Consider the following 24,714-nt stretch of genomic DNA (forward strand, 5'->3'; position numbering starts at 1 on the left):
GACCGGCGGCGGGTGCTGGCTGGTCGCGTCAATCGGTCCTGTCCCGGACCTTCAGACCCCACGTCGCCCGCGCCCCCAGCGCCAGCACGCCGCCTACGACCCAGAAAACGCCCGCGATACCGATCAGCGCACCGAGCGATCCGAACAGCATCGGCATCGCCACGCTCGATGCATTGATGGTCATCAGCCGCAGGCCCAGCGCCTCGCCGTGCCGGGCATGCGGCGTGATCTGGTGCAGCATGCTCATCACCATCGGCTGCACCGCCCCGAGCGCAAAACCCAGCACCACGGAGCACAGGCCCATGGTCAAGGGCGAATGGAGCAGCGGGTAGACCGCGAACACCGCGGCCGTGACGATGGTGGAACTCAGGATCACGCTGCGCTCCGAAGCGCGCGAGGCAACGAGAGGCAGCACGACACGAATGGCCGCTGCCGCAATCGCGAAAGCGCCGAGGATGGAGCCGATGACCGAGGCGCTGATGCCGCGGTCGTGCCCCAGCACGGGCAGCACGAAGGCATGCACGTCCCAGCTCGACGACTGCAGCCAGTTCACGAACAGCAGGCGGCGGAACATCGGCTCGCGCAGAAGGTCCCAGGCTCGCGTCGGCACCGCGCCTGCGGCGGGCTCGGTGCGCGGTGGCTCGTGCGCGCCGCGCGCAAGCAGCCAGCAGACGATCGGAAAGGCCGCCATCACCGCGAAGCAAATCCTGAAGGCCAGCATGTCCGCGGGTGCGCGCCCCGCATGATCGATGAGCAGCCCGGCCACGAACGGCCCGACGAAATTGGCTACCGCGGGCGCAATGGCAAGCCAGCTGAATACGCGCTTGAGCTGCGTGGCGTTGGTGGCCGAGCGGCCGACGTGCCGCTGCAGCGCAATGACGGTCGCGCCCGTGGCACCGCCGGTCAACAGCGCGGCGAGGCACATGACCGGGAAAATCGGAAAGACCACCACGAGGCCCGCACCGGCCGCGGCCGCCAGCACCGAAAGCCAGAGCGGCCGCTTGAATCCGTGCCGGTCGGCAAAACGGCCCGCGGGCAGCGCCAGGAACACCTGGGTGAGCGCGAACAACGAAATCAGCACGCCGACGGCCGCCGCGCTGTAGCCCTGCTGCAGTGCCAGCAGCGGCGTTGCGAGCCGCATGCCGGCCATGGTCGCATGCAGGCAGACCTGGGCGCCGATCACGCGCAGCAGTTCGGAACCTTTCACGGCGTGTCGTCGCCCTCGCTGTCGGCCGTGGGGGGCAGCAGCACCTGCGACTGGGCTTCGGGCAGGGCCTCGACCTTGCGCAGCGCCAGGCGCATCTGCTTGGCGCGCGTGTCGGCCTTGTCGAGCGTGTCGGAGGCCTTGGCCACCTGCTCCTTGATGCGCGACACCCATTCGCCGTAGCGCTCGAACTCCGTCTTGACCGCGCCCAGCACCTTCCAGACCTCGGAAGCCTGCTGCTCCAGTGCCAATGTGCGAAAGCCCATGTGCAGGCTGTTGAGCATGGCCAGCAGGGTCGTCGGGCCCGCCAGCGTCACGCGGTGCTGGCGCTGGATGGCGTCCATCAGGCCCGGACGGCGCAGCACTTCGGCATAGAGGCTCTCGACCGGCAGGAACAGGATGGCGAAGTCGGTGGTGTGCGGCGCGGCAAGGTAGTTCTCCGCGATCGACCTGGCCTCGCTGCGGATGCGCGCTTCGAGCGCCTTGGCCGCGAGCTCGGCGCCGGCCGCGTCGGCGCGCTCATGCGCGTCGATCAGGCGCTCGTAGTCGTCGCGCGGAAACTTGGCATCGATCGGCAGCCACACCGGCGCTCCGTCGTCGCCGCGGCCCGGAAAGCGAATGGCGAAGTCGACGCGCTGGCCGCTGCGCGGCTTGGTCTCGATCTGCTTGGCGTACTGTTCCGGCGTGAGCACCTGCTCGAGCAACGCCTCGAGCTGCACCTCGCCGAACACGCCGCGCGTCTTCACGTTGGTCAGCACCCGCTGCAGGCTGCCGACGCCCACCGCCAGCGTTTGCATTTCGCCCAGCCCCTTGTGCACCTGCTCGAGCCGGTCGGCCACCTGCTTGAAGCTTTCGCCGAGGCGGGCTTCCAGCGTGCTCTGCAGCTTCTCGTCGACGGTCTTGCGCATTTCGTCGAGCTTGGCGGTATTGGTCTGTTGCAGCTGCGCCAGCTGCGTTTCCATGGTGGCGCGCACTTCGGCGAGACGGCGCGCGTTCGATTCGCTCAGGCCCTGCAGTTGCGTGTTGAGCGTGTCGGCCAGGCTCTTCTGCAAGGACGCGAGCTGCAGCGAGAAGGCATCGAGCTGCGCGTTCTGCGTGCGCGTGGCCTCGGCCCCCTGCTGCACCAGCGCCTGCTGAAAAGTGGCGAAGGCCTGCGCGGTTTCCTGCCGCGCGCCGCGCGAGCTCTCGCCGATTTCGTGGCGCAGCTCGCGCTCGGTGCGCTCATTGGCCGAGCCCATGGCGGCCAGCACAGCCAGCATTTCGCTGTGGTCGGGCCTGGGCTGGCGGCGCGCGAGAAGCCAGATCACGAGCACGAGCTGGACCACCGCGAAGGCGGCCAGCAGAAGAAGAATCAGGGAGGTGTCCAAGGTGTCGGCGAGGGTCCGTGTTGTATGTCTATCTGGCCGTTCAGGGCGCCGCGGGCGGAACCGGCGTGACGGGCGTCAGCGCCCCCTTGCCGCCGAACCAGGCGATGAGATTGTCGGCCGCGAGCTCGGCCATGGCGCGCCGCGTGGGCACGGTGGCGCTCGCGATGTGCGGCGTCAGCACCACGTTGGGCACGGTCAGCAGATCGGGGTGGACCTTGGGTTCACCCTCGAACACGTCGAGCCCCGCTGCCGCAATGCGCCTCTCGCGCAGCGCGACGGCCAGCGCCGCGTCGTCGACGATGCCGCCGCGCGCAATGTTCACCAGCGTGGCGGTCGGCTTCATCAGCGCGATTTCGGCCGCGCCGATGGTGTGGTGCGAAGCCGGCGAATACGGCACCACCAGCACCACGTGGTCGACGGTCTTGAGCAGCTCTTCCTTGCTCACGTAGCTGGCCTTGCATTCGGCCTCGAGCGAAGCATCGAGCCGCGAGCGGTTGTGATAGACCACCTTCATGCCGAAGCCGTGCGCACCGCGCTTGGCAATGCCCTGCCCGATGCGGCCCATGCCGATGATGCCGAGCGCCGAGCCGTGGATGTCGGAGCCCGCGAACATGTCGAAGCTCCATTTCTGCCACTTGCCCGCGCGCAGGAAGTGTTCGCTTTCGGTGATGCGGCGGGCCGTGGCCATCAAGAGCGCAAAGCCGAAGTCGGCCGTGGTTTCGGTGAGCACATCGGGTGCGTTGGTGCCCAGCACGCCGTGCGCGGCCATCGCCTCGACGTCGAAGTTGTTGTAGCCCACGGCCATGTTGGCGCAGATCTTCAGGTCGGGGCAGGCGTCGAGCACCGCGGCATCGATGCGCTCGCTGCCGGTCGTGAACGCGCCCTGCTTGCCTTTGAGCCTCGCGATCAGCTGCTCCTTGCTCCAGCTCTCGTCGGCCTGGTTCGACTCGACCTCGAAGTGCTGCGACAGGCGTTCGATGGTTTCGGGAAAGATCGCGCGTGCGACCAGGATCTTGGGCTTGCTCATGATGTGTCTGCGCCTAGCGGAAGAAGATGAAGGTGGAGAGAACGAACAGCGGAACCAGGATGGCCATCGACCACGCCATGTATCCGAAGAAGCTGGGCATGCGCACGCCGCGGCTTTCGGCAATGGCCTTGACCATGAGGTTGGGCGCATTGCCGATGTAGGTGTTGGCGCCCATGAACACGGCGCCGGCCGAGATGGCGGCCAGCGTGGTGGCGTAGGTGGTCATGAGCATGGCCGCATCGCCGCCCGCGGTGTTGAAGAACACCAGGTAGGTCGGCGCGTTGTCGAGGAACGAGCTCAGGATGCCGGCCGCCCAGAAGTACATGGCGGGATCCGGCGTGCCGTCGGCCCGCGTCACGGCTGCGACCACCGGTCCGAAAGCTCCGTGAATGCCGGACTTCAGCATCGCGATCACCGGAATGATGGTCAGGAAGATGCCCGCGAACAGCTTGGCGACCTCGGCCATCGGACCCCATTCGAACTGGTTGGCGGCATGCACCTTGCCGGGCGTGATCTTGAGCGAGAGCAGCGTGATCGCGATGAGCCCGACATCGCGCACCAGCCCCGGCAAGCCGATACGCGTGCCGAAGACGTCGAAGTCGACTGGCGACTTCCAGATGCCGGAGAGCAGCACGAAGAAGACCACGCCGCCCAGCAACCAGACATTGGCCCCGCCATCGAAGCCGATACGCTGGGTATCGGGCGTCGGGTCGAACGGCAGCACCCCTTCCTTGCGGTAGTGATGGCGGTCGATCACGTAGAACAGCGCGAGCAGCGTGCCGACGAGGAACAGCGTTTCCGGAAAGATGTTCCGCGCGGTCCAGAAGAAGTCGACGCCCTTCAGGAAGCCGAGGAACAGCGGCGGATCGCCCAGCGGCGTGAGCGAGCCGCCCGCATTCGACACGATGAAGATGAAGAACACCACCACGTGCGCCTTGCTCACGCGGTTGTCGTTGGCGCGGATCAGCGGCCGTATCAGCAACATCGAGGCGCCCGTGGTTCCCATGAAGCTCGCAAGCACCGCGCCTATGGCAAGAATGGCCGTGTTGAGCCCGGGCGCGCCATGCAGGTTGCCGCGGATATGGATGCCGCCGGCCACCGTGAACAGCGCGGTCAGCAGGATGATGAAGGGGATGTATTCCTCCACCAGCGCATGCACGAACTGGGCTCCCGCCAGAGGCACCCCATGGACCGCGGCGAAGGGAAGCAGGAACGCCAGCGCCCAGGCCGCCGATATCTTGCCATAGTGGTGATGCCAGAACGTCGGCGCGAGCAGCGGCAGCAGCGCGATCGACAGCAGGATGCCCGCGAACGGAACGCCCCACAGTGCAGACAGCTTGCTGCCGTCGAATTCGGCAGCCATCGCAAGCGCGGGGAACGTCATCGGCAGCACGGCGGCTGCCGCCATGCGGAACGTTTTTCTCATGGGGCCGTACCGTACCAGACGGAGTCAGGCCGGCGGCTGCTCGATCTCGAACACCTGGCGCAGGTACGCCAGGTATTTTTCGTCCTCGCACATGTTCTTGGAAGGCGTGTCCGACAGCTTGGCCACGGGCTGGCCGTTGCAGTTGATCATCTTGATGACGATCTGCAGCGGCTCGTAGCCGAGGTCGTTGGTGAGATTGGTCCCGATGCCGAATGCCAGCTGACAGCGGCCGCGGAACTGCTGGTAGAGCTCGATGGTGCGCGGCACGGTGAGGCTGTCGCTGAAGATCAATGTCTTGGTGAGCGGATCGACCCGGTTGGCGGCGTAGTGCGCCAGCATGCGCTCGCCCCATTGGAACGGGTCGCCGCTGTCGTGGCGCGCGCCGTCGAACAGCTTGCAGAAGTACAGGTCGAAGTCGCGCAGGAAAGCGCTCATGCCGTAGACGTCCGACAGCGCGATGCCGAGGTCGCCGCGGTATTCGCGGGCCCAGCTCTCGAAGCCGAAGATCTGGCTGTCGCGCAGCCGCGGACCGAGTCCCTGGCAGGCCTGGAGGTATTCGTGCGCCATGGTGCCGAGCGGAATCAGGCCGAGCTTCATGGCATAGAGCACGTTGCTGGTGCCCGCAAGCTGCGGCAGGCGGGCGGTGGGCCTGGGCTGGACCGGCGGCGAGGTCACGGCGCCGAGCCTTGCGTTCAAGGTCCGCAGGACCTCCTCGTGCCAGTCCTTCGAAAAGCGGCGGCGAGTGCCGTAGTCGGCAATCTTGAGGTCGGCGAGGCCGGCATCCTGCAGCTGCCCGATCTTGGTTTCCAGCCGACGCCGGCCTTCTTCGAGATCGGGCTTCTTCTGCGTGTTGCGGAAGTAGACCTCGTTCACGATCGCCAGCACGGGAATCTCGAACAGGATGGTGTGCAGCCACGGGCCCTTGATGCGGATCTCGAGCTCGCCCGAGGCCTGGGGCGTGATGCTGATGTATTTCTCGTTGAGCCGGAACAGGCCCAGAAAGTCGACGAAGTCGCTCTTGATGAAGCGCATCGACCGCAGGTAGGCCAGCTCGGCGTCCCGGAACTGCAGCGAGCAGAGGCTTCGCACCTCCTCGCGGATCTGTCCGGCGAACTGGGCCAGGTCGACGCCAGGGTTGCGGCACTTGAACCGGTACTCGACCTGGGCGCCGGGAAAGTGATGCAGCACGACCTGCATCATGGTGAACTTGTAGAGGTCGGTGTCGAGCAGGCTGTGAATGATCATGGTGCGGCGCGCGTTGTCCCAAGCTTTTCGGCGTGCGTTCGATTATCACGGGCAGCGTCGGCTTGTGCCTACGGGGCCTGCACAGCACGTCCTACCGTGAGGGTGAATCGGTCCCCCGACAGTTGGTTGACGGCGGGCAACGAGCCCACCGAATCAACCGACAAGGAGATTCGCATGAACAAGGACACCATCGAAGGCAACTGGAAACAGCTCAAGGGCAAGGTCAAGGAGCAATGGGGCAAGTTGACCGACGACGACTTCGATGTCATTGCCGGCAAGCGCGACCAACTCCTCGGCCGCATCCAGGAACGCCATGGCATCAGCCGCGACGAGGCCGAGAAGCAGGTCAAGGACTGGGAATCGCGCGACGGCCGTTCGCCGGATGCCCTCTGGTACGAAAAGTACTGACCGCCGGCCGGACGGCCGAAGGCCGCCCTGCCCTCCGACCGCTTCTCAACTGCTCTTCTCAACCGCGAAACAAGGAAAGAAAAACCAATGAAAAAACATCTGCTCATGCTTGCCCTCGCCTCGACCTGCTTCATGGCCACCCAGGCGGGCGCGATGACCCGGGATGAATACAAGGTCGCCAAGGACAAGATCGAAGCCGACTACAAGTCCGCCAAGGCGCAGTGCGATGCGATGAAGGACAACGCGAAGGACGTTTGCCAAAAGGAAGCCAAGGGCACCGAAAACGTGGCGAAGGCCGAGCTCGAACAGCAGTACAAGCCGAGCGACGCGCATGCCCGCAAGGTCGCCGAAGAAAAGGTAAAGGCCACGTACGAAGTCGCCAAGGAAAAATGCGACGACCAGAAGGGCGAGGCCAAGTCCGCGTGCGAGAAGCAGGCCAAGGCCGACCAAGCCCAGGCGAAGGCCGACATCAAGGCAACCAAGAAGACCATGTAAGGCCATCGCGGTCCCGGCGACCGCTTGGCAAAGGACAACGGCGCCCTCGGGCGCCGTTTTTCATGGTCAGGCTTTCAGCGCCTCGACCACGCGTTGCAGCGCATCGGGCAACGGCACCGGCCGCTGCGAGGCCCGATCCACATACACATGCACGAAGTGCCCCTGCGCGGCCGCGGTTTCGGCGCCTTCCGCAAACAGCGCGATCTCGTAGCGCACGCTGGAACGCCCCGCCTGGGCCACGCGGATGCCGGCTTCCACCGTCTGCGGAAACGCGATCGGCGCGAAGTAGTTGCAGTGCGTCTCGACCACGAAGCCGATGGTCTGCCCGTGGTGGATGTCGAGCGCGCCGCGCTCGATCAGCAGCGCATTCACCGCCGTGTCGAACCAGCTGTAGTAGACGACGTTGTTGACGTGGCCGTACATGTCGTTGTCGGCCCAGCGCGTCGGGATGCTGCGGAACGCGCGGTAGCCGCTTCGGGAATGCGGCGTGGGTTTGGTGGCGGAGCTCATCGCGCGGCATTTTGCCAGCGGCGCCAGTAGTCGAAAGCGACCTTGAAGGTGCCGAGCTGCACCTGCACCGTCTCGGCAATATCGCTGGCGTAGCCGCCGGCCATGGCAAAGGCCAGTGGAATGCGGCGCTGCCAGGCCCAGTCGAACACCCGCCGGTCGCGCGCCTCCAGGCCGTCGAACGTCAGCTTGAGCCGGCCGAGCCGGTCGCGCTCGAAGGGATCGGCGCCCGCGAGGTAGATCACCAGGCCGGGTGAGAAGCGCCGGTCCAGCTCCTCCAGCGCGTGCTCGAGCGCGGTGAGGTAGTCGGCGTCGCCGCAGCCGTCGGGCAGTTCGACGTCGAGGTCGCTCGCCTCCTTGCGGAAGGGAAAGTTCTTCTGGCCGTGCAGCGAGAGCGTGAAAACGCTCGGGTCGCTGCGGAAGATGCTCGCCGTGCCGTTGCCCTGGTGCACGTCGAGGTCGATCACCGCCACCCGGAGCTGCCGGCCGGTGCGGCCGTGCTCCGCCTGCATCAGCCGCGCGGCCACCGCGGCGTCGTTGAAGACGCAGAATCCGCCGCCCTTGTCGGCATAGGCGTGGTGCGTGCCGCCCGCCATGTTGGCCGCCACGCCCCCGGCGAATGCCGCGCGGCAGGCCGCGATGGTGGCCCCCGTCGAGCGGCGCGAGCGCTCGACCATGGCCTCACTCCACGGAAAGCCGATCTCGCGCATGGCCTGCGGACTCACGCTGCCGTCGCTGACGGCGGCGATCCATTGCGGCGTATGGGCCAGCGCCAACTCGCCATCGGTGGCGCGCGGGGCCTGGTCCATCTGCACCGCCGGCAGGTACTCGAGCAGGCGGTCGCGCAGCAAGGCATAGCGCGACATCGGAAAGCGGTGGCCGGGCGGCAAAGGCAAGACGAACTGGCCGGAATAGAAGGCGCGCATGGCCTGCATTCTGGGGCGCGGAGCGAATTTAGAAAGTGTGTTCTAAATTGCTGCAAAGCAGCAAAACCCTCTTGATCAGAAAACTGTGCTGCCTATACTTGAGGCATGCTGCACCGCAACAAAAACAAGACGACGAGGCAGCGCAACGTGAACCGACTATCCATCATCCTTACTGGAGATTCCACATGGCACTGACCGCTGACCAAATCCTCGCCGCCCAAAAAGCAAACCTCGAAACCCTGTTCGGCCTGACCACCAAGGCCTTCGAAGGCGTCGAGAAGCTCGTCGAACTGAACGTGACCGCTTCCAAGGCTGCCCTGGCCGAAGCCGCCGGCACCGCCCAAGCTGCGCTGAACGTCAAGGACGCACAAGAACTGCTGACGCTGCAAGCCAGCCTGTTCCAGCCCCTGGCCGAAAAGACCGCCGCCTACAGCCGTCATCTGTATGACATCGCCCAAGGCACCGGCGCCGAGTTCACCAAGGCTTTCGAAGCCAAGGCCTCCGAAGCCCAGCAAACCTTTGTCGGCCTGGTCGACAGCGCTTCCAAGAATGCACCCGCCGGCTCGGAAACCGCCGTCGCCGTGCTGAAGAGCGCCGTGGCTGCCGCCAACAACGCTTTCGAATCGGTCCAGAAGGCTGTCAAGCAGGCTTCCGACGTCGCCGAAGCCAACTTCAACGCCGTGTCGACGCAAGCCGTCGCCGCTGCCAAGACCGCCACGACTTCGCGCAAGCGCTAAGCCGCCGGCCACTACCAGTTGTCTCCTTGGGTCCTCACGGATCCAATTCAGGGCCTCATCTTCGGATGAGGCCTTTTTTTTGAGCACTTTGGCTGCCCCCCAGGCTTGGATAATGCGGGTCTTATTTCAGGAGACTCTCCATGCAGATCGACAGCAAGGTTTTTATCGTGACCGGTGGCGCTTCGGGCCTCGGCGAAGGCACGGCGCGCATGCTGGCTGCGAACGGCGCCAAGGTGGTCATCGCCGACATGCAGGCTGACAAGGGCGAAGCCGTCGCGCGCGAGATCGGGGGAGTGTTCGTCAAATGCGATGTGAGCCAGGAGGCCGACGGCCAGGCCGCCGTTGCCGCGGCGCAGAAGCTCGGCAAGCTGGTGGGCCTGGTCAACTGCGCGGGCATTGCGCCGGCCGAAAAGACCGTGGGCAAGAACGGCGCGCACGCGCTGGCAGTGTTCAGCAAGACCGTCACCGTCAACCTGATCGGCAGCTTCAACATGATCCGCCTCGCGGCCGAGGCCATGAGCAAGAACGAACCCGAAGCCACGGGCGAGCGCGGCGTGCTGATCTCGACCGCCTCGGTCGCAGCCTACGACGGGCAAATGGGCCAGGCCGCCTACAGCGCCTCCAAGGGCGGCGTGGTCGGCATGACCTTGCCCATTGCGCGCGATCTGGCGCGCAACGGCATCCGCAACATGACCATCGCCCCCGGCATCTTCGGCACGCCGATGCTCTTCGGCATGCCGCAGGACGTGCAGGACGCGCTGGCCGCGAGCGTGCCCTTCCCGTCCCGTCTGGGCACGCCCGAGGACTACGCCAAGCTCGCCAGGCACATCATCGAGAACGACATGCTCAACGGCGAGGTGATTCGTCTCGACGGAGCGATTCGACTTCCGCCCCGGTGAGCGGCGGCACCGCGGTGCTGCCGGTGCGGTCCAGGCGCTCGTACTGGGCAATGACCTGGGCCCCCAGCAGCACGAGCGTGGCGGCAATCTCGAGGCTCAGCAGCACCACGATGGCTGTGGTGAGCGAGCCGTAGACCACGTTGACCTGCGACAGCGTCGAAAAGTACCAGATCAGCACATGCCGCGTGGCCTCCCACAGCAGCGCGGCGGTCACGCCGCCGAGCAGCGCGTGGCGCAGCGACATCCGCCCGGCCGGCATCACGAGGTAGAGCGAGGTCAGCATGAAGATCTCGCCGCCCAGCCCGAGCAGGTAGAGCAGCAGCCCCGACACGCCCGACAGCGACCAGTCGCGCCCGAACAGGTCGACGCTTTCCTGTCCGACCAGTTGCAGTGCGCCCGAAACCAGCGTGACCAGCAGCAGGCCCGCGCACAGGCACAGGATGTAGATGTAGGGCATGACGGCCGACACCAGAAAGTGCCGGCTGTGGTCCGCCTTGCGGTGATGGAAGATCACCGCCATTGCGCTTTCGAGAATGCTGAAGGCCAGCGAGCTGAAGAAGATCATCGTCACCAGCAGCACCGGCCCCATCACATCGCGGTGGTCGAGAAAGTTCGACAGCTCCGCAACGATGGCTTTCGACTGTCCCGGCAACAGCCACTCGAGGTACCGGCCGATGGTGCGCAGCAGCTCGGCCTGTTCGATGACATGCGACATCGCGATCACGCTCACGATCAGCAGCGGCACAATGGAAAGCAAGGCGTAATAAGCCACCGCGCCCGCGAGCAGCAGGCCCTGGTTGGCGCGGAACGCCTTGAGCGCGTCCCATGCGAATCGCAAGGGATGGCGCAGCAGCGGCGCGGCGTGGTGCAATGGGTGGGGCGTCGTCATCCGGGCAATGAGGGTGTAACCGGCAAGTATGGCGTCCGCGCGCGGGCGTTCGGCCGCTTGCGTATGATTTGCCGCTCTTCGCCTACATGACCATCCCCGCTTCCTTTATCCAAGAACTCATCGCGCGCGCCGACGTGGTGGAGATCGTCGGGCGTTATGTGCAGCTCAAGAAGGCCGGCGCCAACTTCATGGGCCTGTGCCCGTTCCACGGCGAAAAGTCGCCGTCGTTCTCGGTCAGCCCGACCAAGCAGTTCTATCACTGCTTCGGCTGCGGGGTGCACGGCAATGCCATCGGTTTTCTCATGGAGCACGCGGGCATGGGCTTCGTCGAGGCGGTGCACGACCTCGCCGGCCAATACGGCCTACAGGTGCCCGAGGACGACGCCTCCCCCGCCGAGCGCGCCCGCGCCGCGAACCAGCGCCAGAAGCAGGCCACGCTGACCGACGTGCTCGAAAAGGCCGGCGAGGCCTACCGCAAGTCCTTGCGGCAGGCGCCCGGCGCCATCGAATACCTGAAAGGCCGCGGCGTCTCGGGCGAAGTCGCCAAGCAATTCGGCATCGGCTACGCGCCGGCCGGCTGGCGCGCCTTGGCGAGCGTGTTTCCCGACTACGACGATCCTTTGCTGGCCGAAAGCGGCCTGGTGATCGTCAACACGGAAGACGGCGCCGAAGACGCCAAGCGCTACGACCGCTTTCGCGACCGCGTGATGTTCCCCATCCGCAACGTCAAGGGCGAATGCATCGGCTTCGGCGGACGGGTGCTCGGCGACGAAAAGCCCAAGTACCTCAATTCGCCCGAAACACCGGTGTTCAGCAAGGGCCGTGAGCTCTACGGCCTGTACGAGGCGCGCGCCGCCTTCCGCGAGCGCGGCTATGCGCTGGTGACCGAGGGCTACATGGACGTGGTCGCGCTGGCCCAGCTCGGGTTTCCGAATGCGGTGGCCACCCTGGGCACGGCCTGTACCACCGAGCATGTGCAAAAGCTTTTCCGGTTCACCGAATCGGTGGTGTTCAGCTTCGACGGCGATGCCGCCGGCCGCCGCGCTGCGCGCAAGGCGCTCGACGGCGCCCTGCCCTATGCCACCGACGTGCGCAGCATCAAGTTCCTGTTTCTGCCCGCGGAGCACGACCCCGACAGCTTCATCCGCGAATTCGGCGCCGATGCCTTCGCGCGATTCGTGGCAGAGGCCACGCCGCTCTCGCGCTTCATGATCGAGGCGGCGCGCGAAGGCTGCGACCTCACGACCGCCGAAGGCCGCGCGCACATGAGCAGCAACGCGCGGCCGCTCTGGAGCGCCATGCCCGACGGCGCACTGAAGCGCCAGCTGCTGAGCGAGATCGCCACGCTCGTGCAGCTGGACGCCACCGCCCTCTCGGAGCTTTGGGCCGCCACGCCCGGCCCGCGCAAGGCCGCCGCAGCACCCGCCCCGCGCTCCTCCGGCGAGCCGGGCGATCCGTTCGACTACCCCGACATGCCGCCCCCGTCGGACTACGAGCCGCCGCGCTACGAAAGCGATAGCAAGCCGCGCGGCAAATTCACCAAGGGCAAGCGCTGGGGCGGCAAGTTCGAAACGCCCATCGAGCCCTTGCGCGGACGCGGCAAGCCGCCGAGCCGGCCCGACGTGGCGGTGCGGCTGCTGCTGTCGAACATGGCGCAGTGGGAAGCGCTGTCGCATGAACTCCACGTGATGCTGTGCGACCTGCCTGGACAGCACGGCGCGCTTTTTACCTGGCTCGACAGCCAGTTGCACGAGCACGGCGTCCAGCCCTGGGCGGCGCTGCGCGAGGGCATGCGCGGGCTCGACTTCGAGCCGCTGGCGGAACGGCTCATGAGCGTGTCCGAGGCGGCGCCGGTGTCCGAGGGCGAGGAAGACCAGCACCTGGCCGACGCCGCCAAGGAGCTTTCGAGCGTGCTCGACTTCATGCTCGACGATCGCCTGAAAGCCCAGCAGAGCGAGGCTATTGCCGCGGTCGGAAAGGACCCCAAGGCCCTCGAGCGCTACAAGGCCCTGGAGGCGCGAAGGCTCGAATTGCGCGCCCGGCTCAATCCGTCCAGTGCATAAACTGCTTGAAATTTGCGCAATAGGCTATAATGTAAGGCTTCGCAACTGGCGAAATTAGGCAAGAGCGACAGCAGCACCTCCGGGCCGACCCCTAGCGCAACGCACTCCAACGGAAAAAATCCGTCGGAAAGGGTCAATAACCGCAAGGACTGCACACCAAATGTTCGCCCGACATCTTGCCTGACGAGGAATTACTTCCTCTTTCCCAATTGTTCTGTCCGTGCCTGTGCGCGGGCTTTGAGTCTTGCCCGTTCCCGCACGGGCTTGGTGGCGCTGCCCGTTGTGGCGGTGCGCCAGTGATTTCGCTTGGTCCATCTTGCTGTAACGAGGTCGTATGCCCAGTTCAAAGAAGCCTGCTCCTTCACTCGCCAAAGGCGCCGCCCCAAAGCCTGTCGCAGAAAAACCGTTGAAAGCTGGCGTTATGCCGGCAACTAAGCCGGGTGCCGCCGCGTCCAAATCGGCAGCCGCAACGAAAGTGAAAACCGTGCCCACGAAATCGACCTCCATCGACGATCCGAAAAAAGCCGCCGCCAAGACGGCCGCCGCCGCCCCTGCGGCCAAGAAAGTCGGCCGCCCGCCCAAGGCCGCCGGCGCCGCCGCGCCCGCCACCGGCGCCAAGCGCGGCCGCAAGCCCAAGGCCGGCAATGACGCACCCGAGAGTGACATCGACCTGTCGGACATCGAGGAAGACCTGGTCGGCGACGAACCGGCGACTGCCACGACCACCGAAGAAAAGGTCAAGCCGCTGCGCATGAAGATCAGCAAGGCGAAGGAACGCGCCTTGATGAAGGAGTTCGGCCTCGACGAGACCGTGCTCTCCGAGGAAGACCTGGCCAAGCGCCGCTCGCGCCTGAAGACCCTGATCACGCTGGGGAAGACGCGCGGCTACCTCACGCACGGCGAAATCTCCGACCACTTGCCCGACAAGCTGGTCGACGCCGAGACCATGGAAGTCGTGGTCACCATGCTCAACGACATGGGCGTGGCGGTGTACGAGCAAACGCCCGACGCCGAAACCCTGCTGCTGAACAACACCGCGCCCACCGCCACCACGGTGGAAGAGGCCGAGGAAGAAGCCGAAGCCGCGCTCTCCACGGTCGACAGCGAATTCGGCCGCACCACCGACCCGGTCCGCATGTACATGCGCGAAATGGGCACGGTCGAGTTGCTGACGCGCGAAGGCGAAATCGAAATCGCCAAGCGCATCGAAGGCGGCCTGATGGCCATGATGGAAGCCATTTCGGCCTCCCCCGCCACTATCGCCGAAATCCTGCGCCTGGCCGCCGATATCCGTGAAGGCAAGGTCGTCATCTCCACCGTGGTGGACGGCTTCTCGAACCCGAACGAAGCCGACGACTACGTGGCCGAGGAAGACTTCGACGAGTTCGACGAGGAAGACGACGACGACGGCAAGGGCGGCTCCAAGGCCCTGACCAAGAAGCTCGAGGAACTCAAGCGCGATGCGCTCGAGCGCTTCGACCGCATCGCGGCGATGTTCGAGAAGGTCCACAAGATCTACGACAAGGAAGGCTACGGCACGCCCGCGTACGAGAAGGCCCAGCAGGCCTTGTCCGAAGAGCTGATGACCATCCGCTTCACGGCCAAGACCATCGAGAAGCTGTGCGACCTGGTTCGCACGCAGGTCGACGACGTGCGCAAGAAAGAGCGCGAACTGCGCCGCATCATCGTGGACAAGTGCGGCTTCCCACAGGACGAGTTCATTCGCGACTTCAGCGGCTACGACAAGAACGGCAACCGCATCGCATCGAACCTGCTGAACCTCAAGTGGGTCGAGAAGCAGGCCGCCGCAGGCAAGCCGTGGAGCGCCGTGCTCGCGCGCAACATTCCGCCGGTGCAGGAACTGCAGCAGAAGCTCGCCGACATCCAGTCGCGCGTGGTGGTGCCGCTCACGCAGCTCAAGGACATCAACAAGCGCATGAACGAAGGCGAATCGTCTTCGCGCGACGCCAAGAAGGAAATGATCGAGGCCAACCTGCGCCTCGTGATCTCCATCGCCAAGAAGTACACCAACCGCGGCCTGCAGTTCCTGGACCTGATCCAGGAAGGCAACATCGGCCTCATGAAGGCGGTCGACAAGTTCGAATACCGCCGCGGCTACAAGTTCTCGACCTACGCGACGTGGTGGATCCGCCAGGCGATCACGCGCTCGATCGCCGACCAGGCGCGCACCATCCGTATTCCGGTGCACATGATCGAGACGATCAACAAGATGAACCGCATCTCGCGCCAGCATCTGCAGGAGTTCGGCTTCGAGCCCGACGCCAGCATCCTGGCCGCGAAGATGGAAATTCCGGAAGACAAGATCCGCAAGATCATGAAGATCGCGAAGGAGCCGATCTCGATGGAAACCCCCATCGGCGACGACGACGATTCGCACCTGGGTGACTTCATCGAGGACAGCAGCAACACGGCCCCTATCGAAGCCGCCATGCAGGCGGGCCTGCGCGACGTGGTCAAGGACATCCTCGACAGCCTCACGCCGCGCGAAGCCAAGGTGCTGCGCATGCGCTTCGGCATCGAGATGAGCACGGACCACACGCTGGAAGAAGTCGGCAAGCAGTTCGACGTGACCCGCGAGCGCATCCGCCAGATCGAGGCAAAGGCACTGCGCAAGCTCAAGCATCCTTCGCGCTCGGACAAGCTTCGCAGCTTTATTGATACGCTCTAAGCCGGTCTCCCGGTATTTCTCTGACGAGGAGGCGCCCGCAAGGGCGCTTTCTTTTTTGGCCTTTACGATAAGAAAAATGGAGCAAACCCAATGAATCCCGATGCAGCCAAGCTCTGGCAGGCCCCGCGCTGGGCGCTGGCCGTGCTGCTCGCCGTGCTCGGCATGCTCGGGCCCTTTTCCATCGACACCTACATTCCGGCTTTCTCGGGCATTGCGCGCTCCATCGGCGCCACGCCCGCCGAAATGCAGCAGACGCTTTCGGCCTACCTGTTCGGCTTCGCGTTCATGAACCTGTTCCACGGCGCACTGTCGGACAGCTTCGGCCGCCGGCCCGTGGTGCTGTGGGGCCTCGCGGTGTTCACCATCGCCTCCCTGGGCTGCGCGCTGTCGCAGACCATCACGCAGCTGGTGCTGTTTCGCGGGCTGCAGGGTTTGTCGACCGGCGCGGGCATCGTGGTCTCGCGTGCGGTGATCCGCGACATGTTCCCGCCGGCCGAAGCGCAGCGCGTGATGAGCCAAGTGACCATCTATTTCGGCGTGGCGCCGGCCATCGCGCCGATCATCGGCGGCTTCCTGTTCGTGCATGCGGGCTGGCACTCGGTGTTCTGGTTCCTCGTCGCGGTCGGCGTGGTGCTGTTCGTGGCCAACTACAAGCTGCTGCCCGAGACGCTGCATGCCTCGCACCGACAGTCGTTCCACGTCCGGCACCTGCTGCGCGGCTACTGGGACCTGTGCTCCGACCCGCGCTTTCTGCTGCTCGCGCTCGCGAGCGGCGTTCCGTTCAACGGCATGTTCCTCTACGTACTGGCCGCGCCCGCCTTCCTCGGCGACCACCTTTCGCTGCAGCCGCAGCAGTTCTTCTGGTTCTTCCTGCTGACCATCGGCGGCATCATGCTCGGCGCGCGCGCGAGCGGGCGCATGGCCGGCAAGGTAACGCCCAAGCGGCAGATCCGCGACGGCTTCCTCATCATGCTGGTCACCTCGGTGGTCAACGTGGTGGCCAACACCTTCTTCGACGCGCACGTGGCGTGGGCGCTCTGGCCGCTCGCGGTGTTCGCCTTCGGCTGGGCGTTGATGGTGCCGGTGGTCACGCTGCTGGTGCTCGACCTGCACCCCGAGCGGCGCGGCATGGCCTCGTCGCTGCAGGCCGTGATCGGTTCGACGGCCAACGGACTCGTGGCCGGCGCCATCGCACCGCTGGTGATGCATTCCACCCTTGCGCTCGCGCTCACCTCCACTCTGATGCTCTGCATCGGCCTGGTCGCGTGGGTCTGGCTGCACGGCCGCTGGCCCGACATCGGACGCAGTCTCGCCAACGAAAACTGAAAGAACCGATTCGATGCAGTTCTCCCCGTTCCTGACCTATGCGCGTGCCTGGCTGCCGGGCCGCACCACCGTCGATGCGCGCGAGCGCCTGCGCGCCGTGGGCGGCGCGGCGGTGGGCCTGCTGATCACCGCGCTGCTGTGCCGCTGGATGGCCGAGGCAGCGGGCATCAGCATCTGGCTGATCGCGCCGATGGGCGCGAGCGCCGTGCTGGTGTTTGCCGTGCCTGCGAGCCCGCTGGCGCAACCCTGGTCGGTCATCGTCGGCAACACGCTGTCGACGCTGGTGGGCATTGCCTGCGTGCGCTGGATACCGGACCCGGCCTGGGCCGCTGCCCTGGCTGTCGGCGCGGCCATCGGACTGATGTTCGCCACGCGCAGCCTGCACCCGCCGGGCGGCGCCGCGGCGCTGCTCGCCGTGCTGACGCACACCACCGATTTCTCGGCGGCGCTGTTCCCTACCTTCGTGAACTCGCTGCTGCTGGTGCTGGCCGGCGTGGCCTACAACACCCTCACGGGCCGGCGCTATCCGCATGTGCAGGTGGCGCGGCCGCCGTCGGCCGACGCGCGGTTCAGCCAGGCCGACATCGATGCGGTGCTGTCGCGCTACAACCAGGTGCTCGACATCAGCCGCGACGACCTCGAATCGCTGATCCAGCAGACCGAGCTCGAGTCGTACAAGCGCCGCCTCGGCACGCTGCATTGCGCCGACATCATGTCGCGCGACCCGGTGTCGGTGGAGTTCGGCACGCCGCTGCAAGAGGCCTGGACGCTGATGAACCAGCGCCGCATCAAGGCGCTGCCCGTCACCGACCGCACGCGCCGCGTGGTCGGCATCGTCACCCAGGCCGACTTCTTCCGCATGCTCGATCTGGAGCACCACGAAGGCATTGCGGGGCGCTTGCGCGACCTGATACGCGCCACGCGCACCGTCGTGTCGAACAAGCCGGAAGTGGTGGGCCAGATCATGACGCGCCAGGTGCGCGTGGCCAGCGCCGACCGCCCGGTGATCGACCTGGTGCCGCTGTTCTCGGAGGGCGGCCACCACCATATCCCCATCATCGACCATGAAAGGCGGCTCACCGGCATGATCACGCAGTCGGATTTCGTGCGCGCCCTCTACCGCGCCGTACAGCCGGAGAACTGAAACCCCTTTTTCAAGGAGCGCGCATGGCGTGGATCGTGTTGTTGGTGGCGGGCCTGCTCGAGATGGGCTGGGCCATCGGCCTCAAGTACACCGAAGGATTTACCAAGCTGTGGCCCTCCATCGGCACCGTCATTTCGATGGTGCTCAGCGTGGTGCTGCTCGGCTGGGCCATGCGCTCGCTGCCCGTGGGCACGGCCTATGCGGTGTGGACCGGCATCGGCGCCGTGGGCACGGTGATCCTGGGCATCGTGCTGTTCCACGAGCCCGCCAATGCCGCACGGCTGGTCTGCGTGGGCCTGATCGTGGCCGGCATCCTCGGGCTCAAGCTCACCAGTCCGGCCTGAGCGGGTGCGACCGGCGCTGCCGCTATTCGAGCACCACGTTCGCCTTCTTCACCAGCGCCGCATAGCGCGCGGCTTCGCTGCGGAAGTAGCTTGCCGCCTGCTCGGGCGACGTGGGCTTGATGATGTTGCCCTGCTTGTCCATGGCCTCGCGCACCTCGGCACTCGTGAAGGCTGCAGCCACGGCGTCGTGCACGCGCTGGACGTCGGCGGCCTGCATCTTCGGCGGCCCGATCACCGCGAACCAGCCTTCGACGGCGTAGTTGGGCAGGCCCTGCTCAGCGATGGTCGGCATGTCGGGCGCGGCCGGCGAGCGTGTCGACCCGCACAGGCCGATGGCCCGCAGCGCGCCGCTCTTGAGGTGCGGCTGCACCGCGGGCAATGCCACCACGCCCATCTCGACCTGGCCCGCGATCATGTCGGTGACCATGGGGCCGGTGCCCTTGTAGGGAATGTGCCGCGCCTTCACGCCCGCTTCGTCCAGGAACATTTCGCCGGCCAGGTGAATGATGGTGCCGTTGCCGGATGACGCGTAGTTGTAGCCCTCGGGCTTCGCGCGCAGCAGCGCCACGAGTTCCTTCACGTTCTTCGCGGGCAGCTTGGGATTCACCACCAGCACCAGCGGCGTCGCGCCCACCACGCTGATCGGCGTCACGTCATTGACGGCATCGAAGGGCATTTTCTTGTACACCGCCGGATTGATGACGTGGTTGTTCGACACCATGCCGAGCGTCAACCCGTCCGGGGCGGCCTTGACCACGGCCGACGTGCCGGTGAGGCCGCCCGCACCGGGCAGGTTCTCGATCACCACTGGCTGGCCGAAGGCCTTGCCGAGCGCGACCGACGCCGCGCGCACGATGGCGTCCACCCCCGAGCCGGCGCTGATCGGCAGGATGAAGCGAATGGGCTTGTCGGAGCCCTGCGCGAGTGCGGGGCATGCCGCCAGCGCGGCGGCGCCGGCGCCGAAGCCGAGGGCGGCGCGGCGGGTCATCGGGGGGAGCATCGTGTGCATGGTCTTGTCTCTCTTTGTATGTTTTCGAAAAGCATTCAGTTCAGGCGACGGCCAGCTCTGCCTGCATTGCAGCCACCTGCGTCTCGGCATAGCCGAGCTCGGCCAGCAGTTCCCGCGTGTGTTCGCCGAGCGTCGGTGGATCGAGCCGCACGCCCAGGCGCTCGCCGCCCAGCGTGATCGGGAACAGCGTCGTCTGTGCCGTTTCTCCTGCGCGCTCGCCGTCGGGCAGGCGGATGTCGGCAAGGCCGCCGGTGGCCTTCAGGTGCGGATCTTCGTAGAGGTCTTCAGGCCGCACGATGGGCGCAAACGGCAGGCCGCACGCCTCGAAGATCGCCGACAGCTCGGCGGCCGAGCGGTCGGCCAGCCGGCCGCGCAAGTCCGCGAGCAAGGCGGGCCGCGCGCGAACCCGGTCGTTGTTGGTGCGCAAGGCAGGGTCGGCCTTCAGGTCGTCGAAGCCGAGCGCATCGCAGAACACCCGCCATTGCGCATCGCTCACGGCGGCCAGGAAGATCTGCTCGCCCTCCTTCACGGTGAACACGTCGTACAGCGCCCAGGCCGAGATGCGCTCGGGCATCGGCGCGGCGGCCTGGCCGGTAATGGCGTACTGCAGCATGTGCTGGCCGACCAGGAACACGTTGTTCTCGAACAGCGCGGACTGCACCTCCTGCCCCTTGCCGGTCTGCGCGCGCTGCATCAGCGCGGCCATCGCCCCGATGGCGCCGAACATGCCGCCCATGATGTCGTTCACGCTGGTGCCCGCGCGCAGCGGATCGCCGGGACGGCCGGTCATGTAGGCCAGGCCGCCCATCATCTGCACCACCTCGTCGAGCGCGGTGCGGTGCTCGTAGGGGCCCGGCAGGAAGCCGGTGTGATTCACGTACACGAGCCGCGGATTGAGCTTGCTCAGCGCGGCGTGCCCGAGCCCGTATTTGTCCATGGTGCCGGGCCTGAAATTCTGCGCCACCACGTCGGCGGTGGCGCACAGGCGCAGCGCCGCCTCGAGCCCCTGCGGGTGGCGCAGGTCGAGCGCGATGCTCTTCTTGTTGCGGTTGAACATCGGGAAAAAGCCGGCGCCCGCGCCCAGCAGTTGCCGCGTTCGGTCGCCCTCGATGGGCTCGACCTTGATGACTTCCGCGCCCAGGTCGGCCAGCACCATGCCGCAGGTCGGGCCCATGACCATGTGCGTGAATTCGACCACGCGGATGCCCGTGAGCGGCAGGCGCTTTTCTTCGGGCTTCGTCGTGTTGTCGCTCATGCCGCAACTCCAGCGCCCGGCGCAAACGTCTTGGGAAAGCCCGCGCGCCACACGGTGCCCTGCAGTGTCTCGCCCTCCAGCCACCCGGCCACGCGCCGGCGCAGATTCAGCAGTTTCGGTAGATCGACACCGGTGCGCACGCCCATGCTCTCGAGCATGAAGACCAAATCTTCGGTGTCGACGTTGCCGCTGGCGCCGGGCGCATGGGGGCAACCGCCGATGCCGGCCAGGCATGCGTCGAAGCGCGCGATGCCGACTTCCAGCGCGGCATACACATTGGCGAGCCCGAGGCCGCGCGTGTCGTGGAAATGGCCGCACCACAGCCGGTCGCCTGCGATGCGCAGCGCGCGTTCGAACAGGCTACGGACCATCGCGGGATCGGCATAGCCGACGGTGTCCGCCAGGCTCACGCGGTCGGCGCCTGCATCGAGCAGCGCCTGCATCAGCCGCAGCACCTCGTCCGGCGCCACGTGGCCCTGGATCGTGCAGCCGAACGCAGTGCCCACGCCGCCGTCGATCAGCGTCTTCGAGCCCGCGGCGTCGCGCGCGGCGCGGATGCGGGCGACCTCGGCCACCACCTCGTCGGGCGTCTTGCGCAGGTTGGCCAGGCTGTGGGCGTGGCTGGCCGACAGCGGCACCATCATCAGGTCGGCCTCGCCCGCTATGGCGAGTTCCGCGCCCCGCAGGTTGGGCACCAGCACCGAGGCGAAGAGTCCCGGCAGCGTCTTCGCAAATGCCAGCAGTTCGGCCGTGTCCGCCAGTTGCGGCAGCAGGCGCGCGGGCACGAAGGAACCGACCTCGATCTCGCGCTGCCCGGCGGCATGCGCGTCGCGGATCCATTCGAGCTTCTGCGCGGTCGGCAGCGTTCTCTCGATGCTCTGCAGGCCGTCGCGCAGCCCCACCTCGCGGACAACCGCGCTGGGCGGCAAAAAGGCGTGAGCGGCGGGCGCTACCGATGCGTCGTTCAAAGGTGTCTCCTTCGTGGTCTGGCGCCGATGTTAGGAGTTCCCATCTGATTCAGAAAATAGATTTTGGAAGCCAATCCGTTCCAAAATGGAATACCTCATCTTCAGACCGGAACCGCCCCGTGCGAGACCTCGACCTGACCACCCTTCGCCTCTTCGTCTCCGTGTGCGAAACCCGCAGCATTGCGCGCGCGGGCGAGCAGGCCAGCATCGTCGGCTCGGCCATCAGCAAGCGCCTCGCCCAGCTCGAGGACGCGGTCGGAACGCCGCTGCTGCTGCGTAAGCGACGCGGCGTGGTGCCCACGCCGGCCGGTGAAACTCTGTTGGAGCATGCACGCGCGATGCTCGGCAGCGCGCAGCGCATCGAGCGCGACATGGCGGCCTACGCGGGTGGTGCGCGGGGGCATGTGCGCGTCCTCGCCTCGGCCTCGGTCATGGCCGAGTCCCTGGCCGAAGACGTGGCCAACTTTCTGCAGAACCCCGCGCACCGGGACATCCGGGTCGACATGGAAGAGCGCGTGAGCCCCGAGATCGTGCGCGGCATCCGCGAGGGCAGCGCATCGATCGGACTGTGCTGGGACGCCGCCGACCTCGAGGGCCTGCAGCGGCGCAGCTACCGCAGCGACCACCTGGCCGTGGTCGCGCACCCGTCGCACCCGGTGGTGCACCGCGGCAAGGTGCGGTTCGAGGACGTGCTCGACCACGAGTTCGTCGGCATGCCCGCGCTGAGCGCCGTACAGCTGATGCTCGCCCGGGAAGCCGCCGTGGCGGGAAAGCCGCTGGTGTACCGCGTGCTGGTGAGCAACTTCGACGCCGCCCTGCGCGTGGTGCGCGCCGGGCTCGCGATCAGCGTGGTGCCGGCGGAGGTGGCCCAGCCCTTTGCCGACACCTATGGTCTTCGGTTGATGCCGCTCGCCGACGCCTGGGCGCGCCGGCGCTTCGCGATCTGCTTTCGCGACGAAGCGACGCTGTCGCTGGCAGCGCAGCTCTTGGTGGCGCATCTCGAACGGTGCGCGCCCGATCGGGCTGCTGCCGTTTGATTCGACCGGAATCAGAAACTATTCGTTGGAAGAATCGGGGTTTTTGTTTCCATTCATGAAACCTAACATTCGGTCTGTTCACGTTGCCATCCTTCCAACGCCATCCTCGAAAGACCCGCATGTTCCGCAGAACCCTCCTCTCCGCTGCCGCCCTTTCCGCCACCTTGTCCCTCGCCGCCTTGACGGCCCATGCCGCCCAGCCGCTCAAGCTCGACGTGTACAACCCCGGTGCCAAGTCGATGTTCCCGGTGTCGTCCGAACTGGTCACGGGCCAGACCGACGCCGTGCTGATCGACGCGCAGTTCCAGCGCAACGACGCCGAAGCGCTGGTGCAGAAGATCAAGGCCAGCGGCAAGAAGCTGACCACGGTCTACATCAGCCACAGCGACCCCGACTACTACTTCGGCCTCGACGTCGTCCAGGCCGCGTTCCCCGACGCGAAGATCGTCGCCGCGCCGCAGACCGTGGCCGCCATCCAGGCGTCGAAAGACGGCAAGCTCGCGCATTGGGGCCCGATCCTGAAAGAGAACGCCCCCAAGACGGTGGTGGTCCCCGAGCCGCTCGCCGGTGACAGCATCGAACTCGAAGGCCGCAAGATCCAGGTGGTCGGGCTCGACGGCCCCACCCCGGCGCGCACTTTCGCGTGGATCCCCTCGATCAAGGCCGTGGTCGGCGGCGTGCCCGTGTCGGCCAATATCCATCTGTGGGTGGCCGACACGCAAACGCCCGAATCGCGCCGCGACTGGATCAAGACGCTCGGCCGCATCGAAGCGCTGCGTCCCAAGACCGTGGTGCCCGGCCACTACGAACCGAACGCCGATGGATCGGCCCCCTACTCGGTGGCCTCGGTGAAGTTCACGCGCAGCTACCTGCAGGCTTTCGAAACCGAAGCCGCCAAGGCCAAGGACTCGGCCGCCCTCATCGCCGCGATGAAGAAGCGCTACCCGAAGCTGGAACACGCCTCGTCGCTCGAACTGGGCGCCAAGGTCATCAAGGGAGAAATGAAGTGGCCGCAGTGAACGACAGCACCTCGCCGGCGGGCGCCACGCTGCACTACATCTTCGATCCGATGTGCGGCTGGTGCTACGCGGCCGCACCGCTGGTCGACGCGGCGCGCAGCGTACCGGGGCTGTGGGTCGAGTTCCATGGCGGCGGCATGATGACGGGCGCCAACCGGCGCGCCATCACTGCGCAGTGGCGCGACTACGTGATGCCGCACGACCGGCGCATTGCCGAACTCACGGGCCAGCCCTTCGGCGAAGGCTACTTCGAAGGGCTGCTGCGCGACACGGGCGCGGTCATGGATTCCGAGCCGCCGACCACCGCGGTGCTGGCGGCCGAAGCGCTGCGAACGGGCGGCGGCCTCGACATGATCCATCGGCTGCAGCGCGCGCACTATGTCGAAGGCCGGCGCATCGCCGATGTCGGCGTGCTCACCGCGATAGCGGCAGAACTCGGCTTCGACGGTGAGGCATTCGCATCGGCTTTTGCCCGGCTGTCAGGCGAGGCAACCTCGCGGCATTTCGCCGAGAGCCGTCAACTGCTGCAACGCGCGGGCGGCCAGGGATTTCCGACCTTCGTACTGGCGCAGGCCGACGGCACGACAAGCCGCATCGAGATCGGTCCGTGGCTCGGTCGCGCCGATGAGTGGAAGGCTCAACTGGCCACGCTTGCAGCACCTTCGGGCACTGCAGCAGAGGTTGGCGCCGGCCAGGCGTCATGCGGTCCGGACAACTGCGCAATCTAGGC

At 66.3% G+C, this 24,714-nt stretch carries 23 protein-coding genes; 12 read left to right on the top strand and 11 right to left on the bottom strand.

The features are described from left to right. Positions 1-28: 28 nt before the first annotated feature. Genes QFZ42_RS15915 through pncB form a run of 5 tightly spaced genes read right to left on the bottom strand, consistent with a single transcriptional unit; the run spans position 29 to position 6,269 of the window. Positions 29-1,207, bottom strand: a complete 1,179-nt coding sequence (locus QFZ42_RS15915; RefSeq protein ID WP_307701875.1) for an MFS transporter — start codon at positions 1,205-1,207, stop codon at positions 29-31. Next, positions 1,204-2,571 carry a DNA recombination protein RmuC gene (rmuC, locus tag QFZ42_RS15920; protein ID WP_307701876.1) on the bottom strand — a complete coding sequence of 456 codons (1,368 nt, stop codon included), beginning with the start codon at positions 2,569-2,571 and terminating at the stop codon, positions 1,204-1,206. Before rmuC ends, QFZ42_RS15915 begins: the two co-directional genes overlap by 4 nt. A gap of 40 nt (positions 2,572-2,611) precedes the next feature. Further along, positions 2,612-3,598, bottom strand: a complete 987-nt coding sequence (locus tag QFZ42_RS15925; protein WP_307701877.1) for a 2-hydroxyacid dehydrogenase — start codon at positions 3,596-3,598, stop codon at positions 2,612-2,614. 13 nt (positions 3,599-3,611) lie between these two features. Then, positions 3,612-5,024: a sodium:proton antiporter gene (locus QFZ42_RS15930; protein WP_307701878.1), complete on the bottom strand. Its 1,413-nt coding sequence runs from the start codon at positions 5,022-5,024 to the stop codon at positions 3,612-3,614. 24 nt (positions 5,025-5,048) lie between these two features. Continuing rightward, entirely contained in the window at positions 5,049-6,269 is a 1,221-nt protein-coding gene (pncB, locus tag QFZ42_RS15935; RefSeq protein WP_307701879.1) for a nicotinate phosphoribosyltransferase, read from the bottom strand. A gap of 174 nt (positions 6,270-6,443) precedes the next feature. Here pncB and QFZ42_RS15940 point away from each other — a divergent pair, with 174 nt between their 5' ends. Together QFZ42_RS15940 and QFZ42_RS15945 are read left to right on the top strand one after the other, a co-directional pair. Continuing rightward, on the top strand, positions 6,444-6,677 hold the full coding sequence (locus QFZ42_RS15940; protein WP_153285107.1) for a CsbD family protein: 234 nt from the start codon (positions 6,444-6,446) through the stop codon (positions 6,675-6,677). An 87-nt stretch (positions 6,678-6,764) separates the two neighbouring features. Further along, positions 6,765-7,172 carry a hypothetical protein gene (locus QFZ42_RS15945; RefSeq protein ID WP_307701880.1) on the top strand — a complete coding sequence of 136 codons (408 nt, stop codon included), beginning with the start codon at positions 6,765-6,767 and terminating at the stop codon, positions 7,170-7,172. 66 nt (positions 7,173-7,238) lie between these two features. Here QFZ42_RS15945 and QFZ42_RS15950 read toward each other — a convergent pair whose 3' ends face one another. After that, complete coding sequence (locus tag QFZ42_RS15950) at positions 7,239-7,682, bottom strand: acyl-CoA thioesterase (protein ID WP_307701881.1); 444 nt, start codon at positions 7,680-7,682, stop codon at positions 7,239-7,241. Next, a complete protein-coding gene (locus tag QFZ42_RS15955; RefSeq protein ID WP_307701882.1) occupies positions 7,679-8,605 on the bottom strand; it encodes a histone deacetylase family protein in 927 nt (308 codons plus the stop codon). The genes QFZ42_RS15950 and QFZ42_RS15955 overlap by 4 nt, the downstream gene beginning before the upstream one ends. Positions 8,606-8,790: 185 nt before the next feature. On the opposite strand from QFZ42_RS15955, the gene QFZ42_RS15960 reads away from it, so the two are divergent. Together QFZ42_RS15960 and QFZ42_RS15965 are read left to right on the top strand one after the other, a co-directional pair. Next, on the top strand, positions 8,791-9,342 hold the full coding sequence (locus QFZ42_RS15960) for a phasin family protein (RefSeq protein ID WP_307704254.1): 552 nt from the start codon (positions 8,791-8,793) through the stop codon (positions 9,340-9,342). A gap of 140 nt (positions 9,343-9,482) precedes the next feature. Beyond that, on the top strand, positions 9,483-10,241 hold the full coding sequence (locus QFZ42_RS15965; protein ID WP_307701883.1) for a 3-hydroxyacyl-CoA dehydrogenase: 759 nt from the start codon (positions 9,483-9,485) through the stop codon (positions 10,239-10,241). On the opposite strand, the gene QFZ42_RS15970 is transcribed toward QFZ42_RS15965, so the two are convergent. After that, positions 10,189-11,130: a YihY/virulence factor BrkB family protein gene (locus QFZ42_RS15970; RefSeq protein ID WP_307701884.1), complete on the bottom strand. Its 942-nt coding sequence runs from the start codon at positions 11,128-11,130 to the stop codon at positions 10,189-10,191. The two genes, QFZ42_RS15965 and QFZ42_RS15970, sit on opposite strands and share 53 nt — an antisense overlap. 86 nt (positions 11,131-11,216) lie before the next feature. Here QFZ42_RS15970 and dnaG point away from each other — a divergent pair, with 86 nt between their 5' ends. The 5 genes from dnaG to sugE all read left to right on the top strand — a co-directional run bounded on the left by dnaG (position 11,217) and on the right by sugE (position 18,696). Further along, positions 11,217-13,193 (top strand): DNA primase, encoded by a 1,977-nt coding sequence (dnaG, locus tag QFZ42_RS15975; protein WP_307701885.1) that lies wholly within the window; start codon positions 11,217-11,219, stop codon positions 13,191-13,193. Positions 13,194-13,527: 334 nt separating this feature from the next. Continuing rightward, entirely contained in the window at positions 13,528-15,882 is a 2,355-nt protein-coding gene (gene rpoD, locus QFZ42_RS15980; protein ID WP_307701886.1) for an RNA polymerase sigma factor RpoD, read from the top strand. A 90-nt stretch (positions 15,883-15,972) separates the two neighbouring features. Continuing rightward, positions 15,973-17,208 carry a multidrug effflux MFS transporter gene (locus QFZ42_RS15985; protein ID WP_307701887.1) on the top strand — a complete coding sequence of 412 codons (1,236 nt, stop codon included), beginning with the start codon at positions 15,973-15,975 and terminating at the stop codon, positions 17,206-17,208. Between the two features lie 13 nt (positions 17,209-17,221). Beyond that, the gene (locus QFZ42_RS15990) at positions 17,222-18,352 is read left to right on the top strand and encodes an HPP family protein (protein WP_307701888.1); all 1,131 of its coding nucleotides are present in this window, start codon (positions 17,222-17,224) and stop codon (positions 18,350-18,352) included. Positions 18,353-18,375: 23 nt separating this feature from the next. Further along, positions 18,376-18,696, top strand: a complete 321-nt coding sequence (gene sugE / locus QFZ42_RS15995) for a quaternary ammonium compound efflux SMR transporter SugE (protein WP_307701889.1) — start codon at positions 18,376-18,378, stop codon at positions 18,694-18,696. A gap of 22 nt (positions 18,697-18,718) precedes the next feature. On the opposite strand, the gene QFZ42_RS16000 is transcribed toward sugE, so the two are convergent. The 3 genes from QFZ42_RS16000 to QFZ42_RS16010 are packed head-to-tail and all read right to left on the bottom strand — an operon-like array spanning position 18,719 to position 21,928. After that, entirely contained in the window at positions 18,719-19,705 is a 987-nt protein-coding gene (locus QFZ42_RS16000; protein ID WP_373423346.1) for a tripartite tricarboxylate transporter substrate binding protein, read from the bottom strand. Positions 19,706-19,745: 40 nt separating this feature from the next. Next, positions 19,746-20,960 (bottom strand): CaiB/BaiF CoA transferase family protein, encoded by a 1,215-nt coding sequence (locus tag QFZ42_RS16005; RefSeq protein WP_307701890.1) that lies wholly within the window; start codon positions 20,958-20,960, stop codon positions 19,746-19,748. Next, positions 20,957-21,928 carry a hydroxymethylglutaryl-CoA lyase gene (locus QFZ42_RS16010; RefSeq protein WP_307701891.1) on the bottom strand — a complete coding sequence of 324 codons (972 nt, stop codon included), beginning with the start codon at positions 21,926-21,928 and terminating at the stop codon, positions 20,957-20,959. Before QFZ42_RS16010 ends, QFZ42_RS16005 begins: the two co-directional genes overlap by 4 nt. A gap of 119 nt (positions 21,929-22,047) precedes the next feature. Here QFZ42_RS16010 and QFZ42_RS16015 point away from each other — a divergent pair, with 119 nt between their 5' ends. The 3 genes from QFZ42_RS16015 (at position 22,048) to QFZ42_RS16025 (ending at position 24,712) form a co-directional block, all read left to right on the top strand. After that, the gene (locus QFZ42_RS16015) at positions 22,048-22,965 is read left to right on the top strand and encodes a LysR family transcriptional regulator (RefSeq protein ID WP_307701892.1); all 918 of its coding nucleotides are present in this window, start codon (positions 22,048-22,050) and stop codon (positions 22,963-22,965) included. Between the two features lie 164 nt (positions 22,966-23,129). Continuing rightward, on the top strand, positions 23,130-23,984 hold the full coding sequence (locus QFZ42_RS16020; protein ID WP_307701893.1) for an MBL fold metallo-hydrolase: 855 nt from the start codon (positions 23,130-23,132) through the stop codon (positions 23,982-23,984). Further along, a complete protein-coding gene (locus QFZ42_RS16025) occupies positions 23,972-24,712 on the top strand; it encodes a DsbA family protein (protein WP_307701894.1) in 741 nt (246 codons plus the stop codon). Before QFZ42_RS16020 ends, QFZ42_RS16025 begins: the two co-directional genes overlap by 13 nt. Positions 24,713-24,714: the final 2 nt, after the last annotated feature.

This window comes from Variovorax paradoxus, from assembly GCF_030815855.1.
GTDB lineage: Bacteria > Pseudomonadota > Gammaproteobacteria > Burkholderiales > Burkholderiaceae_C > Variovorax > Variovorax paradoxus_M.